Here is a 22,985-nt window from a genome sequence, read left to right as displayed (position 1 = left end):
GTGATGTTCTTTGACAATTAATTTATTAGTTGAAATATAGTATGAAACTGATCTTCATCAAGGCTCAAGCTCTATTCTCCTTGGGTTTAGTAAATTCGATTCAAATATTGATTTATCGTATTTATAAAAAGCTTGGATTCTTTATTGAGCTCCAAAGTACATGTCTTAGTGGGATTTTCTTTCATGAGATTGAATTGACTTGCTCTGAACAAATTTCAGTAAAAAATTGGTTAGATGAGGTTAGATATTTTGGTTATACACCAGTCCCTGTTTTGGATATTCCACCAGACTGGCATCTAAATCCTTTAACAGGAACACGATCTCAATCTTCTCGTCAATGGTGGCGTATTCCAGATTTTGATCCTAGTGTTGGGGATATTAAAATCTTCTGGGAAGCTTCTCGGTTTGATTGGGTATTGTCTTTTGCTCAACGTGCAAAACTAGGTGATAAAAAGTCTCTAGAAAAACTTAATTTTTGGTTAAATGATTGGTGTGAAAATAATCCCTCGTATAGGGGAGTCAACTGGAAGTGTGGGCAAGAAGCAGCTATTCGCGTCATGCATCTTGCTATGGCAGCAGTGATCCTTGGGCAGGCAAATCAACCATCTTCCGTACTTTTAGAGTTAATTGTACTTCATTTAGAACGCATAGAGTCCACGCTTAATTATGCAATGGCTCAAGACAATAATCATGGCACGTCAGAAGCTGCAGCTCTTTTCATAGGAGGGAGCTGGGCTAAGGCTCAGGGTAATAAATATGGGGAGAAATGGAGTCGACTCGGGCGAAAATGGTTAGAGAATCGTGTTTCCCACTTAATAGATACAGATGGTAGTTTTAGCCAATACTCACTTAATTACCATCGGGTTGTTCTTGATACCCTATCTATGGTTGAAATATGGAGGCGATACTTCTCTTTGCCTGCATTTTCAAAAAAATGGCAATTACGTGCTAGTGCTGCTGCATATTGGTTGGCAAATATGATTCATCCTAGCACAGGAGATGGCCCTAATATAGGTGCGAATGACGGCGCCTGTTTTTTACCTTTAACCGATACAGATTATCGGGATTATCGACCTTCTGTGCAGCTGGCGATGACATTATTTAATAATAAAAGGGCCTACTTCGAGGAGGGGGTGTGGGATCTGCCTTTAAAGTGGCTTAATATTAAACCTGCTGCAGAAGTTATGGAAAAACCTAATAGTACTTTATTCGACAAGGGTGGATATGCCGTAATGCGTCATGCTAATGCATGGGTTCTTCTACGCTATCCGCGGTTTCGTTTTCGTCCAAGCCAAGCGGATGCTCTTCACCTCGATTTATGGATTAATGATGAAAATATATTGCGAGATGGAGGCTCTTATAGCTATAACGCAGAACCTGAGTGGCTAGCTTATTTCCATGGAGTATCAAGCCACAATACTATTCAGTTTGATGGTCGAGATCAAATGCCTCGTCTTAGTCGTTTTCTTTTTGGAAATTGGCTAAAAATTAAGTCTATCTGTGAGCTTCAGAAAACAGAAGATACTGTTAGTTTTGGGGCTAGTTATCGTGATAGCTATGGAGCAATCCATGCTCGCTTTGTAGAGCTGACTGAGAACAACTTAACTGTATGCGATGAAATAAAGGGGTTTAGCAATTCTGCAATTATGAGATGGCGATTAAAGCCAGGTAATTGGTGCATTGAAGGCAACAGTTTGACTAATGGATTGCAAACAATCAGGGTTAATACGGCTATTCCTATTAAGCGTTTTGAGTTGGTAGATGGATGGGAATCGCGTTATTATCTTCAAAAAAATCAGTTGCCTGTGTTAGAAGTGGAAGTTGAGCAACCAGGCGTTTTGGTGACGGAGTACAACTGGTAATGAAAGTACTATATTTTCATCAACATTTTTCTACCCCTAAAGGGACTACGGGAATTCGATCTTATGAGATGTCTAGACAACTTATCGAGCGAGGACATCAAGTTACTATTGTTTGCGGAAGTTATGGTGAAGCTAATACAGGTTTGATTGATTCTTTCAGAAATGGTCAGAGACGAGGAATTGTAGATGGTATTGAGATTATTGAATTTGACTTAGCTTACTCCAATAGTGATCGATTCGCAGTTCGAGCACATACCTTTATCAAATTTGCATTGAAAAGTCTGAAATTAGTATTTACAGAACAATATGATTTGATTTTTGCTACTTCAACGCCACTAACGGTATCTATCCCGGGTATATTTGCACGTTGGTTTCGACGCAAGCCCTTTGTATTTGAGGTTCGTGATTTGTGGCCAGAGCTGCCCAAAGCTATGGGTGTGATACAAAATCCAGTGATATTGAGTGCTATGTCTGTATTGGAATGGTTATCCTATCATTCCGCCCATCGTCTAATCGGGTTATCCCCCGGTATTGTGAATGGAATATTGAAGCGAGGCATAGTACAGGGAAAGGTTAAATTAATTCCTAACGGATGTGATATTCAAATTTTTTCTGCTCCTACCTTACCTTGGCGTCCTGAGGCAATTGGAGAAAAAGATTTTTTTGCAGTCTTTGCTGGCACACACGGCATTGCAAATGGTTTGGACGCTGTGTTGGATGCTGCTGTTGAATTAAAGCATCGAGGACGAAAGGATATTAAACTGCTTTTAATTGGGCAGGGTAAGCTAAAAACCAGTTTACAACAACGAGTTTTTCGGGAAAATTTAGATAATGTAATTTTCCATGATCCTGTGGATAAAGAAAAACTTGCTGGTTTAATGGAGACTGCAAATTTAGGGTTACAAATACTCGCTGATGTGCCCGCATTTTATTATGGTACGTCCCCAAATAAATTTTTTGACTATATTGCATCGGGTTTACCAGTATTAAATAATTATCCAGGTTGGGTTGCAGATTTAATTACTCAAAAAGATTGCGGGTTTGTTATTCCACCAAATACAGCAGTTGCGTTTGCTGATGTGTTAGAATACGCTGCAGACAATCGAATGGTATTGCGTGAAAAAGGCGAGCGTGCTCGACTTTTAGCTGAAACTGATTTTGATAGATTGGTATTAGCTAATAATTTTGTAGACTGGCTTGAAGGAGTATGTGTTGGTTAAACGTATTTTTGATCTTTTTACCGCAAGTTTATTGTTAATTTTAATGGCTCCCATTCTTTGTTGTCTGGCTTTACTTATTCGCTGGCACATGGGAAGCCCCATTTTATTTCGTCAACAGCGCCCTGGACTCCATGGAAAACCCTTTTATATGGTTAAATTTAGAACAATGCTGGACTCAAAAGATTCTAATGGGATTTGGTTGGCTGATGATAAACGCCTAACTACATTAGGCAAGTTCTTGAGAGCTAGTAGTTTGGACGAAATACCTGAATTATGGAATGTTTTAAAAGGAGAGATGAGTATAGTTGGTCCTAGGCCTTTACTTATGGAATACCTGCCTCTTTATAATGCTAAACAGAGAAGACGCCATGAGATGAAACCTGGTATTACCGGACTTGCTCAAGTAAATGGTCGTAATGCCCTCGCATGGGAGGACAAATTTAAATTAGATGTTTGGTATATAGATAATCAATCTCTGTGGCTAGATATCAAGATAATGTTCCTAACAATAAAAAAAGTGCTCATTCGTGATGGAATTACTAGTGAAGGCAGTGTTACTGCTGAAAAATTTAAAGGGTCTCAACAATGAAAAGATTAGCTATTCTGGGCGCGGGTGGACATGGTAAGGTTATAGCTGATGCTGCACTGGCTTCGGGTTGGGAAGAAATTATTTTTTTTGATGATGAATGGCCTGCTTTAACAAGAGTAAGTCATTGGAATGTTATTGGTAATAGCTGCGCTTTGATCACTGAAAGAAGCAATTATGATGGTGTTATTGTTGGGATTGGAGCAAATTTGTTTCGTTTAAAAACGATTAGAGAGTTGTTAAAAGCCAAAATTCCAGTAGTGCGTATAATACATCCTACTGCTTCTGTAAGTTCCTACGCATTTCTTGGAGAGGGTTCTGTGGTTTTTGCTAATGCTGTAGTGAATATTGATGCGCATTGTGGTATTGGTTGTATTATCAATACTTCCGCCTCAGTTGATCATGATTGCAAATTGGGTGATGGGGTGCATATTTCTCCGGGAGCAAATCTTGCGGGTGGTGTTCACGTTGGAGATGGAAGTTGGGTTGGTATAGGAGCCTGTGTACGACAAAAAATAATTATTGGTAGTGGTGTAGTAGTGGGGGCTGGCGCTGTAGTGGTAAAAGATATCATGGACAATTGCACTGTAACAGGAGTTCCCGCAAAGTTAATGTCAATTAAACAGAGGGATTTAATGTGTTAAATACAGCTTTTTCGCCATGGCCAAGTTATACAGAAGAAGAAGCCGATGCCTTACGACAGGTATTACTATCAAATAAAGTCAATTACTGGACAGGTACTGAATGTGTAGAGTTTGAAAAAGAGTTTGCTGCTTGGGTTGGTGTAGACTATGCAATCGCTTTAATGAATGGCACAGTTGCTTTGGATGTGGCTCTTAAAGCATTAAATCTTGGGCCAGATGATGAAGTTATAGTTACTTCCAGAACATTCATTGCTTCGGTTTCCTCGATTATACTGGCCGGAGCGAACCCTGTGTTTGCAGATGTAGATGAAGATAGCCAAAATATTAACGTTGAGACGATTCGTAAAGTATTAACACCAAGGACCAAAGCCATACTCTGCGTTCATCTTGCTGGATGGCCTTGTGATATGGATTCTATTATGGCGCTTGCTGAAGAGCATGGATTATTTGTTATTGAAGATTGCGCTCAAGCACATGGGGCAAAATATAAAGGTCGTTCTGTTGGCTCTATAGGGCATATCGGAGCCTGGTCTTTTTGTCAAGATAAGATTATGACAACTGGTGGCGAAGGCGGTATGGTAACTACGAATGATCGTAATTTATGGTCGTCCATGTGGTCTTTTAAAGATCATGGAAAATCATGGGATGCTGTGTTCAAAGCTTCCCAAAATTCGGACTTCAGATGGTTGCACCATAACTTTGGAATGAATGGTAGGATGCTTGAAATTCAGGCATTACTTGGAAGATTACAGTTAAAAAAAATGCCTCTTTGGCATGAACAAAGATTAGAGAATGTAAGAAAAATTTGGAATACTGCAGCAACTCTGCCTGGCTTAAGGGTTCCGCCAATTCCGGATGAAATTGAACACGCCGCTTATAAATGTTATGTATTTGTTAATCCACAACAACTAAGTCCAGGTTGGAATCGTTCACGTATAATAGAGTTTATTAATCAACAAAATGTTCCTTGTTACTATGGTTCGTGCTCGGAAGTTTATCTGGAAAAAGCATTTGACAATACGGCGTGGCGTCCATCAACAAGATTACCAGTAGCTCAAAGACTAGGAGAAACTGGTTTGATGTTTCTGGTTCATCCAAGTTTAACAAAATCTGAAATAGAAAAAACTTGCCAGGTTCTCAGGGATGTTATGCTGAGGGCGACAGAAAAAGTAATTTAATTGTAGGAATCATTAGCAGAACGCGGATAAGATATTTATCAAAGAAATAGAGAGTGGTAAGACACTAAGGATCTCGTGTGAAAAATCAGCCCAATATAGCCTCCAATCATACTGAAATTGATTTGATAGAGCTAGTCAGACTGCTTTGGAGTAAGAAAATATTTATTGGTAATATAACCCTGCTTATAACCTTATTTGCCTCTATATTTATTTCTATCTTAAAACCGTTTTATCAAGCAAAATTTACTTTTATTCCTCCTACAAATAACGACATTGCGGAATTAAATCTGGGTCGTGAGAGGTTGTTAAATCTAAAGCCTATAACTCCTGCTGATTGTTTTAATATCTTTCGAGGTGTTCTTTTATCTGATTCGGCCAAGCAAGCATTTATAAAAAAACAAAGAGAAGTAAATCCTACTAAAGCTCCTGTTTCAATAACAACAATGCTGGAGTCTGCTGGTCGCTACTCTTTGACTATTACTGCTCATAGTCGCGCAGATGCTGAGCAAAACACACTACTATTTTATAATATGATTCTTGAGCAAGCTAGGGAGAAGATAAAAAGTTCTCTTGAACATGAAATAAATGTCGTTAATAGACACTATCAACAGAGGGTGACATTGGCTCTCAAAAGCGCTCAAACAATGCGTGAAGATCAGCTAGTAAGACTCAAAGAAGCATTGGTACTTGCACAAAAATTAAAAATAGAGGAGCCTTCACCACTCTCTGGTTTAGATGCCAGTATACCCAACCCTTCTTATTCAAGAGGAGTAAAAAGGTTAACTGCAGAAATAAAAAGCCTCGAAGAGCGTAAATCTGATGTTCCATATTTTCCAAAATTACGTGATTTAGAACAACAACATAATGACATTATGGTGTTTAAACCAGACTTTAAGGATATAAAACTTGCACTAATCGATCATAATATTTCCATATCTGGTCCTATTAATCGCCATAAATACGTTCTATTAGTCTTTTCAATATTGGGTGGATTTGTACTTGGATGTTCAATTGTCATTTTGCGTAATTTTAAGTCATTATTGAGTGTTCAGAATCGAAATTAATTCCATTAAAGCATATTCATGTAATTATATATGCTTTAAATGTGCACGCGACCAGTAACAATTAGCCATGTAATAGGTCACTGGGGGTTAGCAAAGACCATAGATTTTTGCCCGGAGAAATGATCCAACAAAATCTAATCTTACTGGGGAAAAACGGACACCTCTCTCTGAAAACTACGCCACCAATTCGAACTCAAATGGTGTGCAGTAGTCAATAGCAGAATGCATTCTATTTTTATTATAATAAACTTCTAGGTACTGAAATAGGCTAAGCCTTGCCTGTTCACGAGTTGTATAGATACATTGATGAACTAACTCAACTTTTAGTGTGTGAAAAAAGCTTTCAGCTATAGCGTTGTCCCAACAGTTACCTTTTCGACTCATGCTGCCAATTAAACGATAGTCTTTGAGAATGGTTTGGTATTTTTTGGAGCAATACTGACTTCCTCTATCAGAGTGCACTAGGACATTCTTGGGGAACTTTCGTGTAAATGATGCCATCATTAATGCATCACAGACCAATGATTTCTTCATGCGCTTACTCATTGACCAACCAATCACTGCGCGCGAATAATGACTACTGCAAGATAAAGCCAGCCTTCCTGAGTGCGAATATAGGTAATATCACAGGCCCATTTTTGATTGATGGATGTTGTGGAGAAATCACGATTGCGCACATTACTATAAACAGGTAAGTGATGTGCTGAATCCGTAGTAACTTTAAACTTCTTTTTTGCAACAGCCACCAAACCCATTTGTTTCATCCACCTGGCAACATGGGTATGACTACATTGCTCATTATGACTTTTTAAAACTCGGGTTATTCGGGGCGCACCATAGCGCTTTTTATGATGGTTGAAAATGGTAGCAATCTTTTTATCCAATGCTTCATTGGCTCGTTGCTGACTACTCAATGGTCTTGTGCAATAGGAGTAAAAACCGCTGCGACTCACTTTAAATAGTTGGCACATCAATGTAATTGAAAACTGTAATGAATACGTACTTCATCCTAACTCCTTGGCGAAGTACGTGGCAGCCTTTTTTAGGATCTCTTTCTCCTGTTCAAGACGCAATAAACGCTTCTTTAATTCTTTATTCTCTTCAAGAACCTTGCTTATATCTGCCTGAGTGATAACTCTGTTATCGTGCTCAATAAACTGTTTCCTGCATACTTTGTCTTGCTTACCCATTCATGCAGCGTCGGCCCGGGAACTCCTAACTCTTTCGCTGCCTGATTCACATTACCATAACTTAATGCAAGACTTACCGCCTCTTGTTTGTATTCTTTACTGTACTTGCGTACTTGCCTTTCCATTACTTACACCTCTTTGTTCGTTCATAAATACTAACAAATTAGTGTCCGTTTTTCCGCGGTAAGATTAATGGGCTATTTTATGTTTTTTAACACAGAAATTGATAAGATATTTCTTAATCTTATTTGATCTTTTGGCGGTGGCTTTGGGTGATGAGTTCCCCCTAAAAACGTCTTTGAAGTTTATTAGGGGTGACCTATTACTAAAGTGTCTTTATAATCTCAATAGCGCATTACATATACGCGTTCATTTAGAAGTGTTTCCTTAAATGGAAGAGCATAAATATTAAGATCTTCTGGGGTGTTCACAATAATTAGTTTCAGCACAAAACCGTTTAGCAAATAACGTGGTGCGTAACTTGGCTCCTTTATTATTTAAATGATAAATTGTGTCGTACATCATACTTTCTGGAAAAATAGATTCTGATTCCTCACCTATAAAAATTTGGTTATGTTGAATATACCAGTTTCTAACATATTCCATAATTTTTCTATCTGTTGCTATGTCCACTGTATTTGGGTATGTACCAATTACTATTACACCGTTCTTTTTTGCCCAGCCAAAAAAATCAACTAATATATCTAAAGCTATGTAATGAGGTAATGGCCCCGATGTTTTTATAAACCTCTGCGTTTTTTCTCTATAAGGAGTTAGTAGCTTATGTAAGCCTTTTTTAATTCTCTCATTAGACTTATTGCAACACATATCCCCGTTTTCATTAATGCATTCAGCTAATAATGGTAAATCTTTATATGAGTTTCTATAGCCTAATCCTCTCATAAGTGAGTCGATGAAATGTTCTTTATTGAATACTCGCATATATTCAATTTTATCAGGCAATTTTAAACTCTTAAAATAGTCAAGTCCGAACCCATATGAAACACTGGTAACAACAAAATTATTAACTGACTTTGAAAATAGCACGTGGTACTCAATTGGAAGGATCAAAATGTCACCACGATGTAAAAAAGGCTTCACATAGTAAAGCATGTAGTTGACGCCTAGGCTTCCTTGAACAGCCATGTTGATTGTCGGAATGCCAGTGATTTTTTCAAATAAATTTGCTCTGAAACCATAAAATGCATTTGATCCAGATAGTACGATAACTCTTCGAGTGCCATTTTTAAATTGAAGAATATTTTGTTTGATTTTTAAAAACTCATAAGTATATCTTTGTCGAGTATCAGCAATATGATTAGCACCTTTTGAAAAAAGAAAAAACGCTATGCTAAGAGCTACACTTAGAAGTGCTCCAATCGTAAATAAATAGTTTCGATGTGTCTTTAACATAATCAAAAGTTAAAATAAACAAACGGCGCTTGGATATTTAACGAAAATGTAGCTGTTAAACTCCAGAAAAGTAAAATTGTCACCATAACAGCATTAATAATGTGTGGACGCCAATATAATGGTGTTTGCTGCAGAGTGACTTGGCTATTAATTTCATTGTCTGGAAAAGAATATCTCATCCATTGTAAAGTGTTGGGGGCAAGAATACAAAACAAAAAAGTTGCCATAGCAGAGAAATAGAAATGAAATGTGAATACTCCTTTCAATTTAAAAGTGCCAGAATCGCCAAGCATTGCAAGAACTACTTTATTTGCAACTGTTAGATTTTCGCTGCGAAAATAAATCCAGGCAATTAAAATGAAGCAAAATGTTAATAACCAACAAAAATGTTTATATAAGGGAAATTCTCTAATTTTTATTTGGAATTTTTTTACTAAATAGTCCCACAAATGATTGATAACTAGTAGTGAGCCATGGATAAATCCCCATACTAAAAAAGTAACATTGGCCCCATGCCACAATCCCCCAATAACCATAACAATCATTAAGTTGAGATATTTATGCATTTCCCCCTTTTTATTGCCACCCAGAGGGATATAAAGGTAATCTTTTAAAAAACTAGATAACGATATATGCCAGCGTCTCCAGAACTCAACAATAGATTGACTTTTGTATGGAGAGTTGAAATTAATAGGGAGCTTTAATCCAAATATTATTCCAAGTCCAATAGCCATTTCAGAATACCCTGAAAAATCGAAATATAGCTGAAATGCATAGGCTAATGCTGAGCTCCATGCTTGGATAAAGTGAGGATGAAATGAAGCAGTTTTGTAGGCTAAAAATGCTTGATCCACAAAGCCAGAAAAATAGTCCGCGATGATGGTTTTCTTGAATAAACCAATTACAAAAATGGTTAACCCTACAGAAAGATTTTCAACAGTTATATTAATTTTATTTTTAATCTGACTTAGCATGTTTCTTGGCTGTATGATTGGTCCAGCAATTAAGCGTGGAAAAAAACTAATCAGGAATAGGTAATCAAAGAAAGTATGTTTTATTATAATTTTCTTATAATTATCAACTAGATAAGCAATTTGTTCAAAAGTATAAAATGAGATGGCTAAGGGTAAAGCAAGTTTTTGTATATTAAAACCATAACCAAAGATTGTTAGACTTAGATCGTTAAAAAAATAGGCGTATTTAAACCAAAAAAGCAAAGCGAGATTTATACTAACTCCAAGAGATAGCCATAGTTTATCTTTATTTTTTTGTAATTTTTTTCCTAATAAGTAATTTACAACTATCGAAAAAAGAAGTAAATAAATATCTGAAAATCGCCATAGAATATAAAATATTAAAGAAGAGAGGGTCAAGAAGAATAAATAAATAGGTTGATTAATCTTAAGAACGAAATAAGAAATGATAAAGACCAGGGGGAAAAAAATAAAAATAAACGAATAGGAATAAAATAACATACTCTTCCCTAATGTATAATAACATCCTCTAGATGATTAATGTCAGCGCCTAAAGCCTATCATCATCAGCCAACTTGTTAGTATAAAGGTGGTGGGTTCTAATTAAAAACCACCATACTCATAAAAATCAACGAGTATAAGACCCAAAATAGCCAGTTGCAAGCGTTTGTATCAGTTTCCAGGACAAGATCTTCTAAATCATGGCTAAGGGCATAATTAAGACAATTTGTTTGCTATAGGGATCGACAAATCTACATAGAAATGATCAAATGTTTCTTTTTTACAAAGGAACATCATGCAATCGGACCTATTATCACACTTCAAAACACTTGAGGATCCCAGGATTGAAAGAACAAGCGTTATCCATAAAGTGAAATTATTTCTTTAATTATTAGTGCCACGATTTCTGGATGTGAGAGTTGGAAATCCATCAGAGATTTCGGGTTGCTTAAACTTGACTGGTTAAGGCAGTTCCTTCCTTATGAAAATGGTATTCCTGTTGATGATACGATAGCGCGAGTTATGTGAAAGTTGAACACAAAACAGTTTGCCAATTGCTTTAGTAGCTGGATTCAAGTAGTAACAAAAGCAACAGATGGTGCTGTTATTGCCATTGATGGAAAAACTTTGAGACGCAGTTTTAACACGAGTGATGAGAAATCAGCAATTCACATGGTCAGTGCTTGGAATAGTGCTAATGGCATTGTATTGGGACAAGAAAAAACGGCTGAAAAAAGTAATGAGATCACAGCCATTCCAGAGTTATTAAATAGTTTGGCTATTGAAGGATGCATCGTCACCCATCGACGCTATGGGCTGCCAGAAAGATATCGCAGAGCAAATTGTAAAGCAAAAAGGCGACTATTTGCTTGCACTCAAGGGGAATCAAGGCAATTTTCATGAGGAGGTTGCTTCATTTTTAACATGTGCAAAAGAGGCTAATGTTAAGAATTTAGAGCATGATTTTCATGAAGAAATTGACACTGGTCATGGCCGAATTGAAACACGACGCCCTTATGCTGTTGATTTTAAAAAATACAAAAAACATATGCCAGAAGGGCTGAAATGGAAAAATTAACTAGCGTAGTTATGGTTGAAATGATCAGATAAGGGCGTGATTTTAGAACCATGGATACGCGTTTTTATATCAGTTCATGTACTCCTGTAGCTGCACTACTTCTAGACTCTAGCCGTAAGCATTGGGCTGTCGAAAATTCTTTGCACTGGACGCTTGATAAGATGAATCTAGAGTTCGAAAAGATGCTGCTTCTGAAAATTATGCTATTTTCATGCATATTGCGCTCAATATCATTCGTTGAAATACTTCCATTGATGCGAGTGTTAAACGCAAGAGGCATATGGCCGCGCTTAATAATGATGTACGTACAACTCTCATTAACGGTTTAAATTAAGATGCGGTTGCCCTGTATGAGTTTCCTGTTTCAATCTAAGAGTACTGTCAAATTTTATTGAAAGTAGAGATTGCTTAATTTTGTTAGAAGAAATATACCAAATTAGAATTTTGAGATAGTATAGTCGAATTTTATGCCATCAAAAATGAGGGACTAGATGCGAATAAAAGTATCTTATTTAAGGGTTATTCTATTCATTTTACTCTCAATTATTTTTTTAGCTATTGCGGTAGGCTGCCGTCCTGATTTTGTAGGGAGTGATACAAAAAATTATATTCTTCTTTATACCCATAGTTTAACTATGGATACTTTAAATACCCAGTATGGAGCTCTGTTTAATTTTTTCTCAAGCATCTTTTTTTATCTTCATTTATCTTCTGCTTCATTCTTTACGTTTATATCCTTGATTAATTTCTGTTCTCTGGGACTAATTGCATTCAAACTGCATAAGTATCTTGAGTTAGAATCAAGTGTATTTTTTACTTTTTTGTTACTATTGGCATGCTTAAGCTTTTCTCCCTTTTACTACTCTGTCCAAATTAATGTAATAAGACAGGGAACAGCAACGATTAGCTTACTGCTTTTTTTCCTTCTCTTACTTTGTCGCAATGGGCCTTTACCGTTAATAGCAACAGCTTTATTTGCGTTTGGTTTTCATAAAACCACAATTATCTATTTATTTTTTTCGGTATTAACTTTTTTCTCTTACTCATTTGTATCTATTACAACATTCGTACTAGCTTTTTTTTATGTCGTTGGTTTGACTAAAAAAAGTTTTTTTTGGCTATCACAAAACACCCCAATCGATTTATATGATAAAATTTATAGTTATGGTCTGACTGCAGGTTATAATTCTGGAAATAGAATAGATTTTACCTGTTTCACGATTTTTTCAGGCTTGCTTTTTTTTATCATAGGGAAATATTTCTTAAGTGACATAAATCAGAAAAAATTTTTCCAGCTATTGAAAATATACTGGATTTTGACTATTCCGTTTTTTCTAATGGGATTTGCTGCTTTTGCCGATCGCTATCTTTTGCCCGCCTGGTTTTATCTTTCCATTTTAAGTACAGCACTATTACTTTTTATAATGCCTAAGTCCACCTTAATAACTAAATTCGTTTGTTTGGTTTTTTTGTGCTCAATGATGGTATTTTATGTAGTTGTACAGGGCTTGTATAATATGCTGCCATTTTAATAAATTAACAAGGTTTTTGTTATTGTTTTTTACACTACCTTAATTTTAAGAGATAATATGCAAGTAAATCCTTTTCTTTAGAGATGGAGTAATGGCTAAAAAAATTAAGTTAGCTCGAATAGCAAGGGTTTCAACCATCCCGCTTTTTGTATTTACACAATTGCGTACGCAATTGGAGGCTATTGGTGATACAGGGGCTGATATTACGATTATTACTAGTCCTGATGAGCTATTAAGTACAATGAAAATAAGTCATTGTAAACTGAAGACTGTGCGGATTGTCCGAGAAATTAGCTTGTTTTCCGATATTATTTCCTTAATTAGTTTAATAAAAATGTTTCGTTCCGGACAATTTGATATTGTTCATTCTAATACTCCTAAAGCTGGTCTACTTTGTGCCATAGCGGCCAGGTTTGCTCAGATTCCTATTCGCTTGCATACCTTTACTGGACAAACATGGGTTACTATGAGTGGTATAAAAAAATCTATCGTTAAAGCCTGCGATAAGTTAATTGGTGTTTTAAACACGCATTGTTATGCTGATAGTCCCAGCCAGCGTCATTTTCTTATTCAAAGCAAAGTAATTAAACCTGAAAAAATTTCTGTTTTAGGTATTGGTTCCTTGGCAGGAGTTAATATAGCAAGATTTAATCCAACCAATTATACTGAAGCAGATAAAAACAAAATACGAGATTCAGTTAAGGTTAAGCAAAATGATTTGGTCTTACTATTCGTAGGACGAATAACGAAAGATAAAGGAATTTTTGAACTTATAAAGGCATTTGGCGAGTTGATAAAAAATGAAAAAGAAATATCGTTGATTGTTGTTGGACCTTTTGAACAAGGTATAGAACAAGATGTGAGGGTATTAGCTCAGCAGTGTGCTGGTGATAAAGTTATTTTCCCAGGTTTTTGTGTAGAACCGGAAAATTTCATCGTCATTGCAGACATTTTATGCCTTCCCAGTTATCGGGAGGGTTTCGGAACTGTCGTTATTGAGGCCGCAGCAATGGGGGTGCCCACAGTTGGTACCAACATTTACGGTTTAACTGATGCTATTGTTGATGGTAAAACTGGACTGTTAGTAGAACCAAAAAATGTTGAACAGTTAACTGCTGCTTTAAAGAGGCTTGTTTTGGATGAAGAGCTCCGTGCAATAATGGGAAAAAATGCACAAAAAAGAGCAATAAATGAATTTGACAGCAAAAAATTTGGTCACCTAGTTGTAGAGGAATATGAGAGATTATTAAATAGTTCCCCGAAGCAACCCTAGGTATAAGCTTTCCAACAGTGTATTAATAATGAATGTTACAGAGTAAAGTTTTAAATTTGAATTGGTGTACGCATAAAGGCTTGTCCATACGACAGTATTTGCTTCACTAGATTTTAAATCTCAGTCGCCTTAGAGTCTCTGTATGGTTTGTCTAATTATTGAATAATCTCTTCAGGGGCAGTCTAATATCTATAATATTCGAACTTGCCTTTAAAATTACAAATAGTAAGAGTAAAATGAGCATCAATTTGGTTTGGGGCGAGCTTCTGTCGAAATTTTAACAGCTTCTGTTCCCTAACTATTCTCAATAGATTGGTTCTAAATATGAAAATAATAGTTACTGGGGGGGCCGGTTTTATAGGTTCGGCATTAATACGTTATCTCATCAATAACTCCGAGCATGTTGTACTCAACTTAGATAAGTTAACTTATGCGGGTAATTTGGAGTCATTACAAACGGTAAGTAGTCATCCTCGCTATAGCTTTGCGCATTCTGATATCTGTAATATTCAACTTATTCAACGTATTTTTAATGAATTTCAACCAGATGCTGTTATGCATTTAGCTGCTGAAAGTCATGTCGATCGCTCTATTACTTCAGCGGTTGATTTCATTCAAACTAATATTGTGGGCACTTATTCTTTACTTGAAGTTGCAAGAGGATACTGGATTAATCTTCCTCATGATAAGCAGCAAACATTTCGATTTCACCATGTTTCTACTGATGAAGTTTATGGTGATTTAGGGCATACGAGCGCTTTTTTTACAGAGGACACAGCCTATTCCCCAAGCTCCCCCTATTCTGCCAGCAAAGCTAGCTCAGATCATTTAGTACGAGCTTGGTATAGAACTTATGGATTACCGGTATTGTTAACTAACTGCTCCAATAATTACGGACCTTATCAATTTCCCGAAAAATTGATTCCTCTAATGATATTAAAGGCATTAGCAGGTGAGTCTTTGCCAATCTATGGTGATGGAAGTCAGGTTCGAGATTGGCTATACGTAGACGATCATGTTAATGCTTTATATTGTGTTTTGACTAAAGGTAGGTTAGGGGAAACTTATAATATTGGTGGAAATAATGAAAAAACAAATCTGGAAGTCGTAAAAACAATTTGTAATATTTTACAGAAATTAATTCCTCAAGCTACCTCTAACATTAAACATTTTCAGGATTTGATTACCTATGTAAAAGACAGACCGGGGCATGATCTTCGTTATGCAATTGATGCTCAAAAAATTAGAGATGAACTCGGATGGATTCCCACAAAAGATTTTACCCAAGGTATGGAAGACACAATCGAATGGTATCTTAACAACCAACAATGGTGTCAAAATATCAAAGATGGTTCTTATCAAAATCATCTTAATTCTTCTAAGGAGCTATGCCAATGAAAGGTATTATTTTGGCTGGTGGAACTGGAAGCAGATTATATCCAATCACCAAGGGTGTTTCAAAACAGTTATTGCCCGTATATGACAAACCCATGATTTATTACCCCATTTCAATATTGATGCTGGCGGGTATTCGAGAAATCTTAATCATTACTACACCTGAAGATAAAGAAGCTTTTGTGCGCTTATTGGGTGATGGCAAGCAATTTGGAGTAGAGTTAACTTATGAGGTGCAAGCGAAACCTGAAGGATTAGCTCAAGCATTTACAATAGGTGAGTCTTTTATTGGCAATGACTCTGTATGTCTGGTATTAGGTGATAACATTTTTTATGGTCAAGGCTTTAGCCCTAAACTGAAGCAAGTGGCTAACCGTACGTCAGGAGCTACGATATTTGGCTATCAAGTTAAAGATCCTGAGCGTTTTGGCGTTGTTGAATTTGATGAGCATTTGCAAGTGATTTCTATTGAGGAAAAACCCAATAAACCTCGTTCAAATTATGCAGTAACGGGTTTATATTTTTATGATAATCAAGTCGTTAACATTGCAAAGCAAATTAAGCCCTCATACAGAAATGAACTTGAGATAACTTGTGTTAATCAGGCTTATCTTGAATGTGGTCAATTATCTGTAGAATTACTAGGGAGAGGATTTGCTTGGCTCGATACAGGTCATCATGAAAGCCTTCTGGAAGCTAGCATGTTTGTACAAACCATTCAGCATCGGCAGGGACTAAAGATCGCGTGCTTGGAGGAAATTGCTTATAACAATGGCTGGTTGTCTGATAGTGAGTTGTATGCGATTGGCTCTTCTTTAAATAAAAGCAATTATGGCAACTATTTGCTTTCTCTCTTAGAACATCCTCATAAAGCAAAATGATAAATAGTCCGAAGAATAATGACTTGATAATAACTTATTTTACCTAGGTGATCTTAAACATGATTAGTTTCAACAAACCTCCACTATTAGGCACCGAACTTCGTTATATATCTGAAATTATCAGTAGCAATGCCAAGTTATGTGGTGATGGTAGTTACTCCAGACAATGTGAAGAGTGGCTCGCAAAGCCTGAGTCAGTTAACACAGCACTTCTTACTCCGTCTTGCACGGCTGCACTGGAAATGGCGGCATTGTTAATTGATATTCAACCGGGTGATGAAGTAATCATGCCTAGCTATACTTTTGTAAGTACCGCGAATGCGTTTGTTTTGCGTGGTGCCCAAATAGTATTTGTCGATATTCGTCCTGATACGATGAATATTGATGAAAAAAAAATAGAGGCAGCAATTACTAATAGAACTAAAGCGATAGTACCTGTTCATTATGCAGGAGTTGCCTGCGAAATGGATACTATTATGGATCTTGCTGCTCGTTATAATCTTTATGTGATTGAAGATGCTGCACAAGGTGTAATGGCCACTTATAAAGAGCGTCCCCTAGGAACTATCGGACATTTAGGTTGTTATAGTTTTCATGAAACTAAAAACTATACCTCGGGTGGAGAGGGTGGGGCATTACTTATTAATGATTCTCGTTTTGTAAGCCGTGCAGAGGTAATTCGCGAAAAAGGAACGAACCGCTCCCAGTTTTTGAGAGGCCAAGTTGATAAATATACTTGGAGAGACATTGGCTCAAGTTTCCTACCTAGTGAGTTGCAAGCCGCTTATCTTTTAGCCCAGCTGGAGTCTGCTGAGTTAATTAATGAAAAACGTCTATCACTTTGGCATCAATATCATGAAGCATTTAAAGTTGTGGCAGAAATTATAACGCGTCCAACTATTCCCCCTGGATGTACGCATAATGCTCATATGTACTATATAAAGCTTGATTCAAACGTGAAGCGTGAAGCATTTATTGCCAAGATGAAAGCTCACGATATTCAGGCACCATTTCACTATATTCCACTACACTCAAGCCCAGCCGGATTAAAATATGGGAAATTCTCAGGGAACGATGAGTTTACAACCTCTGAAAGCGAGAAACTCGTTCGCTTACCACTGTGGTTTAATTTGTCTCAATCTGATGCTGAATTAGTAATCGATAGAGCAGTTGCAAGTCTGAGGGAGTTGTAGTGCAGCAATTAAAAGTTGCGATATTAACTGCTTCCTCTCATTTAAGTCGGTTGCTTGTTAATCTTTATATTATCAAGCAAATTGCACTTACCCAAGGACCAGAAGGTCTGGGCTTATTGGGTAATTTTATGACTTTGATAACCATTGCGGGTACGCTGGCTGGAGGTGGTATTGCTTCAGGTACTATCAAATACATCTCCGAATACGCGGGTTCGATTTACAAGCAGCTCGGTTTTGCTGGGAGTGCCTTTTTTTACACGGCTATCTCTGCGCTACTAACTCTGAGCCTCGGATTATTATTTATAAAACAACTGACAATGTATGTATTTTTAAATCAAGATTACCGCATATATATATTTTTCTTCTTGGTTGCTCAGATTTTTATTTCTTTTAACAATTATACATATGGTTTGTTAAATGGTTTTCGAAATAATTCAACTTATACAGTTTTGGTTGTTGTTGGCAGTCTTCTTGCAGCGGTTCTTGCCTGGTATATGATTCCAAGATATGGCGTTTGGGGTGCGGTGGTAGCTGTTACGGCGCCTAACCTTTGTCCGTTTATTCCAATTGCTTACTATGGTCTCACAGGGCGCTTTTTGAGGCATTTGCGTTTCTATTCTATAAAGCAGGATAGTTTTTTGCTCAGTAAATTTAGCTTAATGCTTCTTTTTAGTACGATTTGTTTTCCCATTATTGAAATGTATATAAGAAACAAAATTATTTATTCGGTGAATATAGAAACAGCTGGACTTTGGCAGGCTATTACTAAACTCTCTGCTGCATATCTAAGTTTCTACTCACTGTTTTTATCATTTTATTTCGTACCCATGGTGTCACCAAAACAAAGTAGTGTAAATATTATTCGACATGTAAACAAAATGTTGTTCTTTATTGGTAGCTTATTTCTTGTGATGATGCTCTTTTTTTTCTTTTTTAAAAATACAGTCATTGAGCTTGTGTATAGTAAAGAATTCTTAGGCATCAGTGACTTATTTTTTATACAAATGATGGGGGATTTCTTCCGGGTACTTGGGTGGGTGATTGGTTTTGTTGTCGTTGCCAAAGCTGCAACCAAGTTATATATTTTTGGAGAAATTCTACAAGGTGGGCTCTTTATTCTATTGTGTTCGATTGAGTTAAATTATTCTGCGTCTTTGTTTGGAGTGCTATTAGCTTATGTTCTGACTGCCATTTTATATTGCTCTATAACTTTAATTGCTTTTTATTATTTTTTTTGCAATAAACGTTCAACATTAGCCATGGAAATATAAGATTTTTGTGGCAATTAAAAATTATTTCTCTCTAATAAACTAGCTGTACTTTACTTATCAATAGTCAGTCCTTTACAATGCGCGGGTTTGTCCTATTTGATTTATACTTAAATTTTTACCCGAACTGGGTCTTAATGTTTTGAAATCAACTATTGTGCTTTTATACATCTATTAGGTTTAAAAATGGTCTGCTCTCTAATTCATTATAAGGAATGGGATTCCAATTTCTTTGAGAAAAAAATTTTTGATTTAGATGTTAAGCAGAGCAAAAGTCTATCTCTGGCTTATCTTGATAGCCTATGTGATGAGATTATTCAGGCGAAGATATCAGCAAAGGATACTGAAAAATTGGATGAGCTGCAGCAATTAGGATTTTTGATTGCTGAAACAGAAATGTGTTTTGAGAAGTTACTTCTAGAGTTTGAGTGCTCCAATCTAAATTCAAAAATAGAATTAGCAGATCTTAATGACATTGTTGCTGTTACCTCTCTCGCTTCACAAGCATTTGCATTTAGTCGCTTTCGCTCGCCTTGGTATAAAACAGATGACTCTGCAAGATTTTATTCAGAGTGGGCGAAAAATGCCATTCTGGCAAGGCATGATGATCTCTGTTTGAAAATGGAGGATGAGCAGAGTAGGTTAGTTGGTTTCGTAACGGGTAAATTACTTGATAAAGAAACAACAAGAATAGGGCTAATTTGTACAGATAAGTTAGTTCGTGGCAAAAAGGTGGGATTTAATTTATTAGCCGCAATAGAAAATTGGTCTAGAGTTCAGGGAGCCTCAAAAATTCTTGTTAATACCCAAGGTTCTAATTTAAGAGCTTGCAACTTCTATTTGCAAAATGGCTATCGATTAAGAGAAATTAACTATTGGCTATATCGGTGATTATGGCTCCTTTAAAAGAAATTACCTATACTCTCATTCCATGAAATGATGACACAGCCGTCATACTATTTAATATTCCATATAGTTTATACCTCATACTGAAATTCTCTAGGGGAATTTTGTCTTGCTATGTCCTATCAAGTTAAGTTACTCTCCTGCGTTAAGCGAGTATGATGGGGGCACTGCTTAACTCCCATATATTTGTAGTAAACAACAACTGAATTTAGCTAGAGAATAGATTTATGAAGGGTACAGTAGTTGTCTCGTGTTATAATCAGAAAAATTACATAAAAGAATGCATAGATAGCATATTAAGTCAAAAAACAAACTATGAATTTAATATCTTGGTTTCTGATGATTGTTCTACAGATGGTACGCAAGAGATAATAATTGATTACTCCCAGTTGTACCCTGAAAAAATTCAAGTCATTGCTCGAGATAAAAATGTTGGTCCTGCTGTTAACTATATAGAAGCTCATAAAGCAGCTACTGGTGACATTGTGTTTCACTGCGATGGAGATGATGTCATGTTGCCGGGAAAACTGCAAAAACAGTTTGAACTGTTCAACCATGATCAATCACTCAATCTTATTTTCCACCGCGCATTATATTTTTCCGATGATGGTAGCTATTTAGCGGAAACTGGCAATTCTAGTGCTGATCAAAATGTTATGTATTTCAATGCCGAAGATTTAGCTTTATGGGGCTCTATAACGGTACATAGTGCTTATGCTTATCGTAAATCATCTCGCAAGGTGGCAGATCCCAAGAGGGAGTTTATGGAGTGGTTTTTTGGCATGGATTCATTATTGCCGGTAGGACGAGGTGCTTATATCAACGAGGTGCTTGTAAAATATCGTTGTAATCCTAAAGGAGGAGCTTATTTAGCGACCCAAAAAGGTCGAATTAAGGCCTATGGGATTTATTTTCAAGATTTATTTCATTATTTTGACTTGTATCCAATGCTACGTAAGCAACTGTATGCGAATTGCCTAATAACAGCACTTGGAATGCTTAAGAGCCGTTGCGGGTTAGCTAAGAAACTTCCGTCTTTTTTGCTTAAAAATATTTTCTATTTTAGATTTGCAAATTTTAAAAAGACGTTAAAAATGCGAACGGCGATTGCACCAGCCACTAGAATTCGCTGAAATAGAGTTTTCTTTGGCAACTTTTTTAAAGCACTAAAACTGTTTAAGCCTTAATAATTAAGTTCACTGCCTACTGCGCTACTGCTGCACTTATTTGTTGTCGTTTTGCACTTTCAACACCGGGTTGGTCAAATGCATTAATATCCCAAATAACACTTTGAGTGTAAATTTTGTGCTCATACATTGAAATAAGCTGTCCTAATGTAAACGGAGAGCAGTCGTTTAACTGAATATGATTTAGAGGCTTGTTTCCTGGAATATAGCCGTTAGGATTTGAAGTATCATGGACACCGTGAGCAAGCACATACCTTTTTGCTTCAGACATCTCATTAATTATTTCCTTGGAAAAAGATTTTACGGTCAGAAAATCTACAGCGACTTTATGAGTACCTTGGCAAAGTAATTGATAGTAGCTGTGTTGAGCCTGATTACCTAGCCCACCCCAAACAATGGGACCTGTTGCATGATTAACAGCTCGCCCTCGCTTATCAATAGATTTGCCATTACTCTCCATATCGAGCTGTTGAATGTAGGGGACGAAATACTCTAGTTGTTGAGAGTAAACGAGAATGAGCAGGTTATTAATATGGAGAAAATTATTATTCCAGATGCCTAAAAGTCCCAAGAGCACAGGTAAATTACTTTCAAAAGTTGTATTTTGAAAGTGTTTATCCATGCTATGAGCACCGGCTAAGAGTTGGAAAAATTGCTCATAACCAATGGCAATTGCGGTAATTAGACTAATTGCTGAGCATAAGGAGTAACGACCACCAACCCAATCCCATATAGGCACAACATTGTTGAACCCGAACTCTTTTGCTCTTTTAACATTGGCCGTGATCGCAATGAAATGTTTATCCATTTGTGTCGGATTATTAATCCAACTTAGCGCCTTTTTAGCATTGTATAAAGTTTCTTTTGTTGTAAAAGATTTTGACGAAACAATAAAGAGTGTTGTTTCAGGTCTTAAGTGGTGAATTGCATTTTTTAAAGCATTAGGGTCAACATCAGAAACAAAATGATAATTTAAGTGAGGTGCAGCAAGCTCTGATAACGCACGAATGGAGAAGCGGGGGCCTAGATCAGAACCACCCATCCCAATATTTACTATGTCTGTTATAGGTTTCCCAGAAAAACCTAACCACTCTCCTGAGCGAATGACATCGGAAATTGTTTTTATTTGTTCGCGAGCTGCTAAAACATCAGGAAGAATGTCATAATTATTGACGAGTATTGGTTTGTTGTCCAAAGTGCGTAAAGCTGTATGCAAGGCTGGCCTGGCTTCACTATTATTAACAAAATCGCCCCGCATTAAAGCATCAATTTTATTCTTTAAATCACATTCATGAGCAAGATGTAATAACAATTCCAACGTTGTTGAATTTATTCGTTGGTTGCTAAAATCAACAAGAATATTTTGCGTAGAAATAGCTAGAGCTCCTCGTCTATCGAGGGAGTTTTTTAATTCTTCGATAGTAGCTAAGCGCAGGGAGTGAACGTGATTTTCTAATTCAATCCAGGAATTGAGTTCGGTTAATTGCTTCATGCGAAATATTTTTAAAATTTTTTCATAAAAATATCATTAATAGACCGTCTAATAAATAGAAAATGGTAAGAAATTATTCGTTTTTAATGAATTATTGGGTTAGGCTATCCAATTAATAAAAGATGGCTATATCTAATGCAGTTTGCAT

23 protein-coding genes are annotated in these 22,985 nt (G+C 36.5%); 17 read left to right on the top strand and 6 right to left on the bottom strand.

The window, feature by feature from the left end:
- Nucleotides 1-41 precede the first annotated feature (41 nt).
- The 6 genes from Lbru_RS09750 to Lbru_RS09725 all read left to right on the top strand — a co-directional run bounded on the left by Lbru_RS09750 (nt 42) and on the right by Lbru_RS09725 (nt 6,554).
- The gene (locus tag Lbru_RS09750; protein WP_058441946.1) at nt 42-1,862 is read left to right on the top strand and encodes a heparinase II/III family protein; all 1,821 of its coding nucleotides are present in this window, start codon (nt 42-44) and stop codon (nt 1,860-1,862) included.
- Nucleotides 1,862-3,082, top strand: coding sequence for a glycosyltransferase family 4 protein (locus Lbru_RS09745; RefSeq protein ID WP_058441945.1), 1,221 nt, complete (start codon nt 1,862-1,864; stop codon nt 3,080-3,082). The genes Lbru_RS09750 and Lbru_RS09745 overlap by 1 nt, the downstream gene beginning before the upstream one ends.
- Complete coding sequence (locus Lbru_RS09740) at nt 3,075-3,671, top strand: sugar transferase (RefSeq protein WP_058441944.1); 597 nt, start codon at nt 3,075-3,077, stop codon at nt 3,669-3,671. The genes Lbru_RS09745 and Lbru_RS09740 overlap by 8 nt, the downstream gene beginning before the upstream one ends.
- Entirely contained in the window at nt 3,668-4,312 is a 645-nt protein-coding gene (locus Lbru_RS09735; RefSeq protein ID WP_058441943.1) for an acetyltransferase, read from the top strand. The genes Lbru_RS09740 and Lbru_RS09735 overlap by 4 nt, the downstream gene beginning before the upstream one ends.
- Nucleotides 4,306-5,490 carry a DegT/DnrJ/EryC1/StrS family aminotransferase gene (locus Lbru_RS09730; RefSeq protein WP_058441942.1) on the top strand — a complete coding sequence of 395 codons (1,185 nt, stop codon included), beginning with the start codon at nt 4,306-4,308 and terminating at the stop codon, nt 5,488-5,490. The genes Lbru_RS09735 and Lbru_RS09730 overlap by 7 nt, the downstream gene beginning before the upstream one ends.
- A gap of 77 nt (nt 5,491-5,567) precedes the next feature.
- Complete coding sequence (locus tag Lbru_RS09725) at nt 5,568-6,554, top strand: Wzz/FepE/Etk N-terminal domain-containing protein (protein WP_058441941.1); 987 nt, start codon at nt 5,568-5,570, stop codon at nt 6,552-6,554.
- Nucleotides 6,555-6,728: 174 nt separating this feature from the next.
- Here the strand turns inward: Lbru_RS09725 and Lbru_RS17490 are convergent, their stop codons facing one another.
- The 5 genes from Lbru_RS17490 to Lbru_RS09705 form a co-directional block, all read right to left on the bottom strand.
- Nucleotides 6,729-7,088, bottom strand: a complete 360-nt coding sequence (locus Lbru_RS17490) for an IS3 family transposase (protein WP_165481411.1) — start codon at nt 7,086-7,088, stop codon at nt 6,729-6,731.
- A gap of 23 nt (nt 7,089-7,111) precedes the next feature.
- Nucleotides 7,112-7,468 carry an IS3 family transposase gene (locus tag Lbru_RS17485; RefSeq protein ID WP_165481412.1) on the bottom strand — a complete coding sequence of 119 codons (357 nt, stop codon included), beginning with the start codon at nt 7,466-7,468 and terminating at the stop codon, nt 7,112-7,114.
- Between the two features lie 200 nt (nt 7,469-7,668).
- On the bottom strand, nt 7,669-7,869 hold the full coding sequence (locus Lbru_RS16890) for a transposase (protein WP_083500888.1): 201 nt from the start codon (nt 7,867-7,869) through the stop codon (nt 7,669-7,671).
- Nucleotides 7,870-8,152: 283 nt separating this feature from the next.
- Nucleotides 8,153-9,157 carry a hypothetical protein gene (locus tag Lbru_RS09710; protein ID WP_058441939.1) on the bottom strand — a complete coding sequence of 335 codons (1,005 nt, stop codon included), beginning with the start codon at nt 9,155-9,157 and terminating at the stop codon, nt 8,153-8,155.
- Nucleotides 9,158-9,159: 2 nt separating this feature from the next.
- Entirely contained in the window at nt 9,160-10,632 is a 1,473-nt protein-coding gene (locus Lbru_RS09705; protein ID WP_058441938.1) for an MBOAT family O-acyltransferase, read from the bottom strand.
- Nucleotides 10,633-11,007: 375 nt separating this feature from the next.
- On the opposite strand from Lbru_RS09705, the gene Lbru_RS18090 reads away from it, so the two are divergent.
- The 11 genes from Lbru_RS18090 (at nt 11,008) to Lbru_RS09655 (ending at nt 21,291) form a co-directional block, all read left to right on the top strand.
- Nucleotides 11,008-11,160 carry a transposase family protein gene (locus Lbru_RS18090; RefSeq protein ID WP_083500887.1) on the top strand — a complete coding sequence of 51 codons (153 nt, stop codon included), beginning with the start codon at nt 11,008-11,010 and terminating at the stop codon, nt 11,158-11,160.
- 3 nt (nt 11,161-11,163) lie between these two features.
- Nucleotides 11,164-11,535, top strand: coding sequence for an ISAs1 family transposase (locus tag Lbru_RS16880; RefSeq protein ID WP_058441937.1), 372 nt, complete (start codon nt 11,164-11,166; stop codon nt 11,533-11,535).
- A complete protein-coding gene (locus Lbru_RS16875; protein ID WP_131793436.1) occupies nt 11,444-11,710 on the top strand; it encodes an ISAs1 family transposase in 267 nt (88 codons plus the stop codon). The genes Lbru_RS16880 and Lbru_RS16875 overlap by 92 nt, the downstream gene beginning before the upstream one ends.
- A gap of 491 nt (nt 11,711-12,201) precedes the next feature.
- Nucleotides 12,202-13,242 carry an EpsG family protein gene (locus Lbru_RS09690; protein WP_058441935.1) on the top strand — a complete coding sequence of 347 codons (1,041 nt, stop codon included), beginning with the start codon at nt 12,202-12,204 and terminating at the stop codon, nt 13,240-13,242.
- Between the two features lie 91 nt (nt 13,243-13,333).
- Complete coding sequence (locus tag Lbru_RS09685; protein ID WP_058441934.1) at nt 13,334-14,515, top strand: glycosyltransferase family 4 protein; 1,182 nt, start codon at nt 13,334-13,336, stop codon at nt 14,513-14,515.
- 324 nt (nt 14,516-14,839) lie between these two features.
- Nucleotides 14,840-15,913, top strand: a complete 1,074-nt coding sequence (rfbB, locus tag Lbru_RS09680) for a dTDP-glucose 4,6-dehydratase (protein WP_058441933.1) — start codon at nt 14,840-14,842, stop codon at nt 15,911-15,913.
- Nucleotides 15,910-16,791, top strand: a complete 882-nt coding sequence (rfbA, locus tag Lbru_RS09675) for a glucose-1-phosphate thymidylyltransferase RfbA (RefSeq protein ID WP_058441932.1) — start codon at nt 15,910-15,912, stop codon at nt 16,789-16,791. Before rfbB ends, rfbA begins: the two co-directional genes overlap by 4 nt.
- Nucleotides 16,792-16,850: 59 nt before the next feature.
- On the top strand, nt 16,851-17,984 hold the full coding sequence (gene rffA, locus Lbru_RS09670; protein ID WP_058441931.1) for a dTDP-4-amino-4,6-dideoxygalactose transaminase: 1,134 nt from the start codon (nt 16,851-16,853) through the stop codon (nt 17,982-17,984).
- Entirely contained in the window at nt 17,984-19,255 is a 1,272-nt protein-coding gene (locus Lbru_RS09665) for an oligosaccharide flippase family protein (RefSeq protein ID WP_058441930.1), read from the top strand. Before rffA ends, Lbru_RS09665 begins: the two co-directional genes overlap by 1 nt.
- Nucleotides 19,256-19,438: 183 nt before the next feature.
- Nucleotides 19,439-20,143, top strand: coding sequence for a GNAT family N-acetyltransferase (locus Lbru_RS09660; RefSeq protein ID WP_058441929.1), 705 nt, complete (start codon nt 19,439-19,441; stop codon nt 20,141-20,143).
- 242 nt (nt 20,144-20,385) lie between these two features.
- Nucleotides 20,386-21,291, top strand: a complete 906-nt coding sequence (locus Lbru_RS09655; RefSeq protein WP_058441928.1) for a glycosyltransferase — start codon at nt 20,386-20,388, stop codon at nt 21,289-21,291.
- 70 nt (nt 21,292-21,361) lie between these two features.
- Here the strand turns inward: Lbru_RS09655 and pgi are convergent, their stop codons facing one another.
- Nucleotides 21,362-22,837, bottom strand: coding sequence for a glucose-6-phosphate isomerase (gene pgi / locus Lbru_RS09650; protein ID WP_058441927.1), 1,476 nt, complete (start codon nt 22,835-22,837; stop codon nt 21,362-21,364).
- Nucleotides 22,838-22,985 lie beyond the last annotated feature (148 nt).

Origin of the sequence: Legionella brunensis, assembly GCF_001467025.1 — a bacterium.
Classification (GTDB): Bacteria; Pseudomonadota; Gammaproteobacteria; order Legionellales; family Legionellaceae; genus Tatlockia; species Tatlockia brunensis.
Note: the sequence above shows the minus strand (reverse complement) of the source record. Positions and strands in the feature narration are given on the sequence as shown.

Bases quoted from the DNA above. Each gene is read 5' to 3' on its own strand.
- Lbru_RS09750 (WP_058441946.1), top strand. From the start codon at position 42: ATGAAACTGATCTTCATCAAGGCTCAAGCTCTATTCTCCTTGGGTTTA.
- Lbru_RS09745 (WP_058441945.1), top strand. From the start codon at position 1,862: ATGAAAGTACTATATTTTCATCAACATTTTTCTACCCCTAAAGGGACT.
- Lbru_RS09735 (WP_058441943.1), top strand. From the start codon at position 3,668: ATGAAAAGATTAGCTATTCTGGGCGCGGGTGGACATGGTAAGGTTATA.
- Lbru_RS17490 (WP_165481411.1), bottom strand. From the start codon at position 7,088: ATGAAGAAATCATTGGTCTGTGATGCATTAATGATGGCATCATTTACA.
- Lbru_RS16890 (WP_083500888.1), bottom strand. From the start codon at position 7,869: ATGGAAAGGCAAGTACGCAAGTACAGTAAAGAATACAAACAAGAGGCG.
- Lbru_RS09710 (WP_058441939.1), bottom strand. From the start codon at position 9,157: ATGTTAAAGACACATCGAAACTATTTATTTACGATTGGAGCACTTCTA.
- Lbru_RS09705 (WP_058441938.1), bottom strand. From the start codon at position 10,632: ATGTTATTTTATTCCTATTCGTTTATTTTTATTTTTTTCCCCCTGGTC.
- Lbru_RS16875 (WP_131793436.1), top strand. From the start codon at position 11,444: ATGGGCTGCCAGAAAGATATCGCAGAGCAAATTGTAAAGCAAAAAGGC.
- Lbru_RS09690 (WP_058441935.1), top strand. From the start codon at position 12,202: ATGCGAATAAAAGTATCTTATTTAAGGGTTATTCTATTCATTTTACTC.
- Lbru_RS09685 (WP_058441934.1), top strand. From the start codon at position 13,334: ATGGCTAAAAAAATTAAGTTAGCTCGAATAGCAAGGGTTTCAACCATC.
- rfbB (WP_058441933.1), top strand. From the start codon at position 14,840: ATGAAAATAATAGTTACTGGGGGGGCCGGTTTTATAGGTTCGGCATTA.
- rfbA (WP_058441932.1), top strand. From the start codon at position 15,910: ATGAAAGGTATTATTTTGGCTGGTGGAACTGGAAGCAGATTATATCCA.
- rffA (WP_058441931.1), top strand. From the start codon at position 16,851: ATGATTAGTTTCAACAAACCTCCACTATTAGGCACCGAACTTCGTTAT.
- Lbru_RS09660 (WP_058441929.1), top strand. From the start codon at position 19,439: ATGGTCTGCTCTCTAATTCATTATAAGGAATGGGATTCCAATTTCTTT.
- Lbru_RS09655 (WP_058441928.1), top strand. From the start codon at position 20,386: ATGAAGGGTACAGTAGTTGTCTCGTGTTATAATCAGAAAAATTACATA.
- pgi (WP_058441927.1), bottom strand. From the start codon at position 22,837: ATGAAGCAATTAACCGAACTCAATTCCTGGATTGAATTAGAAAATCAC.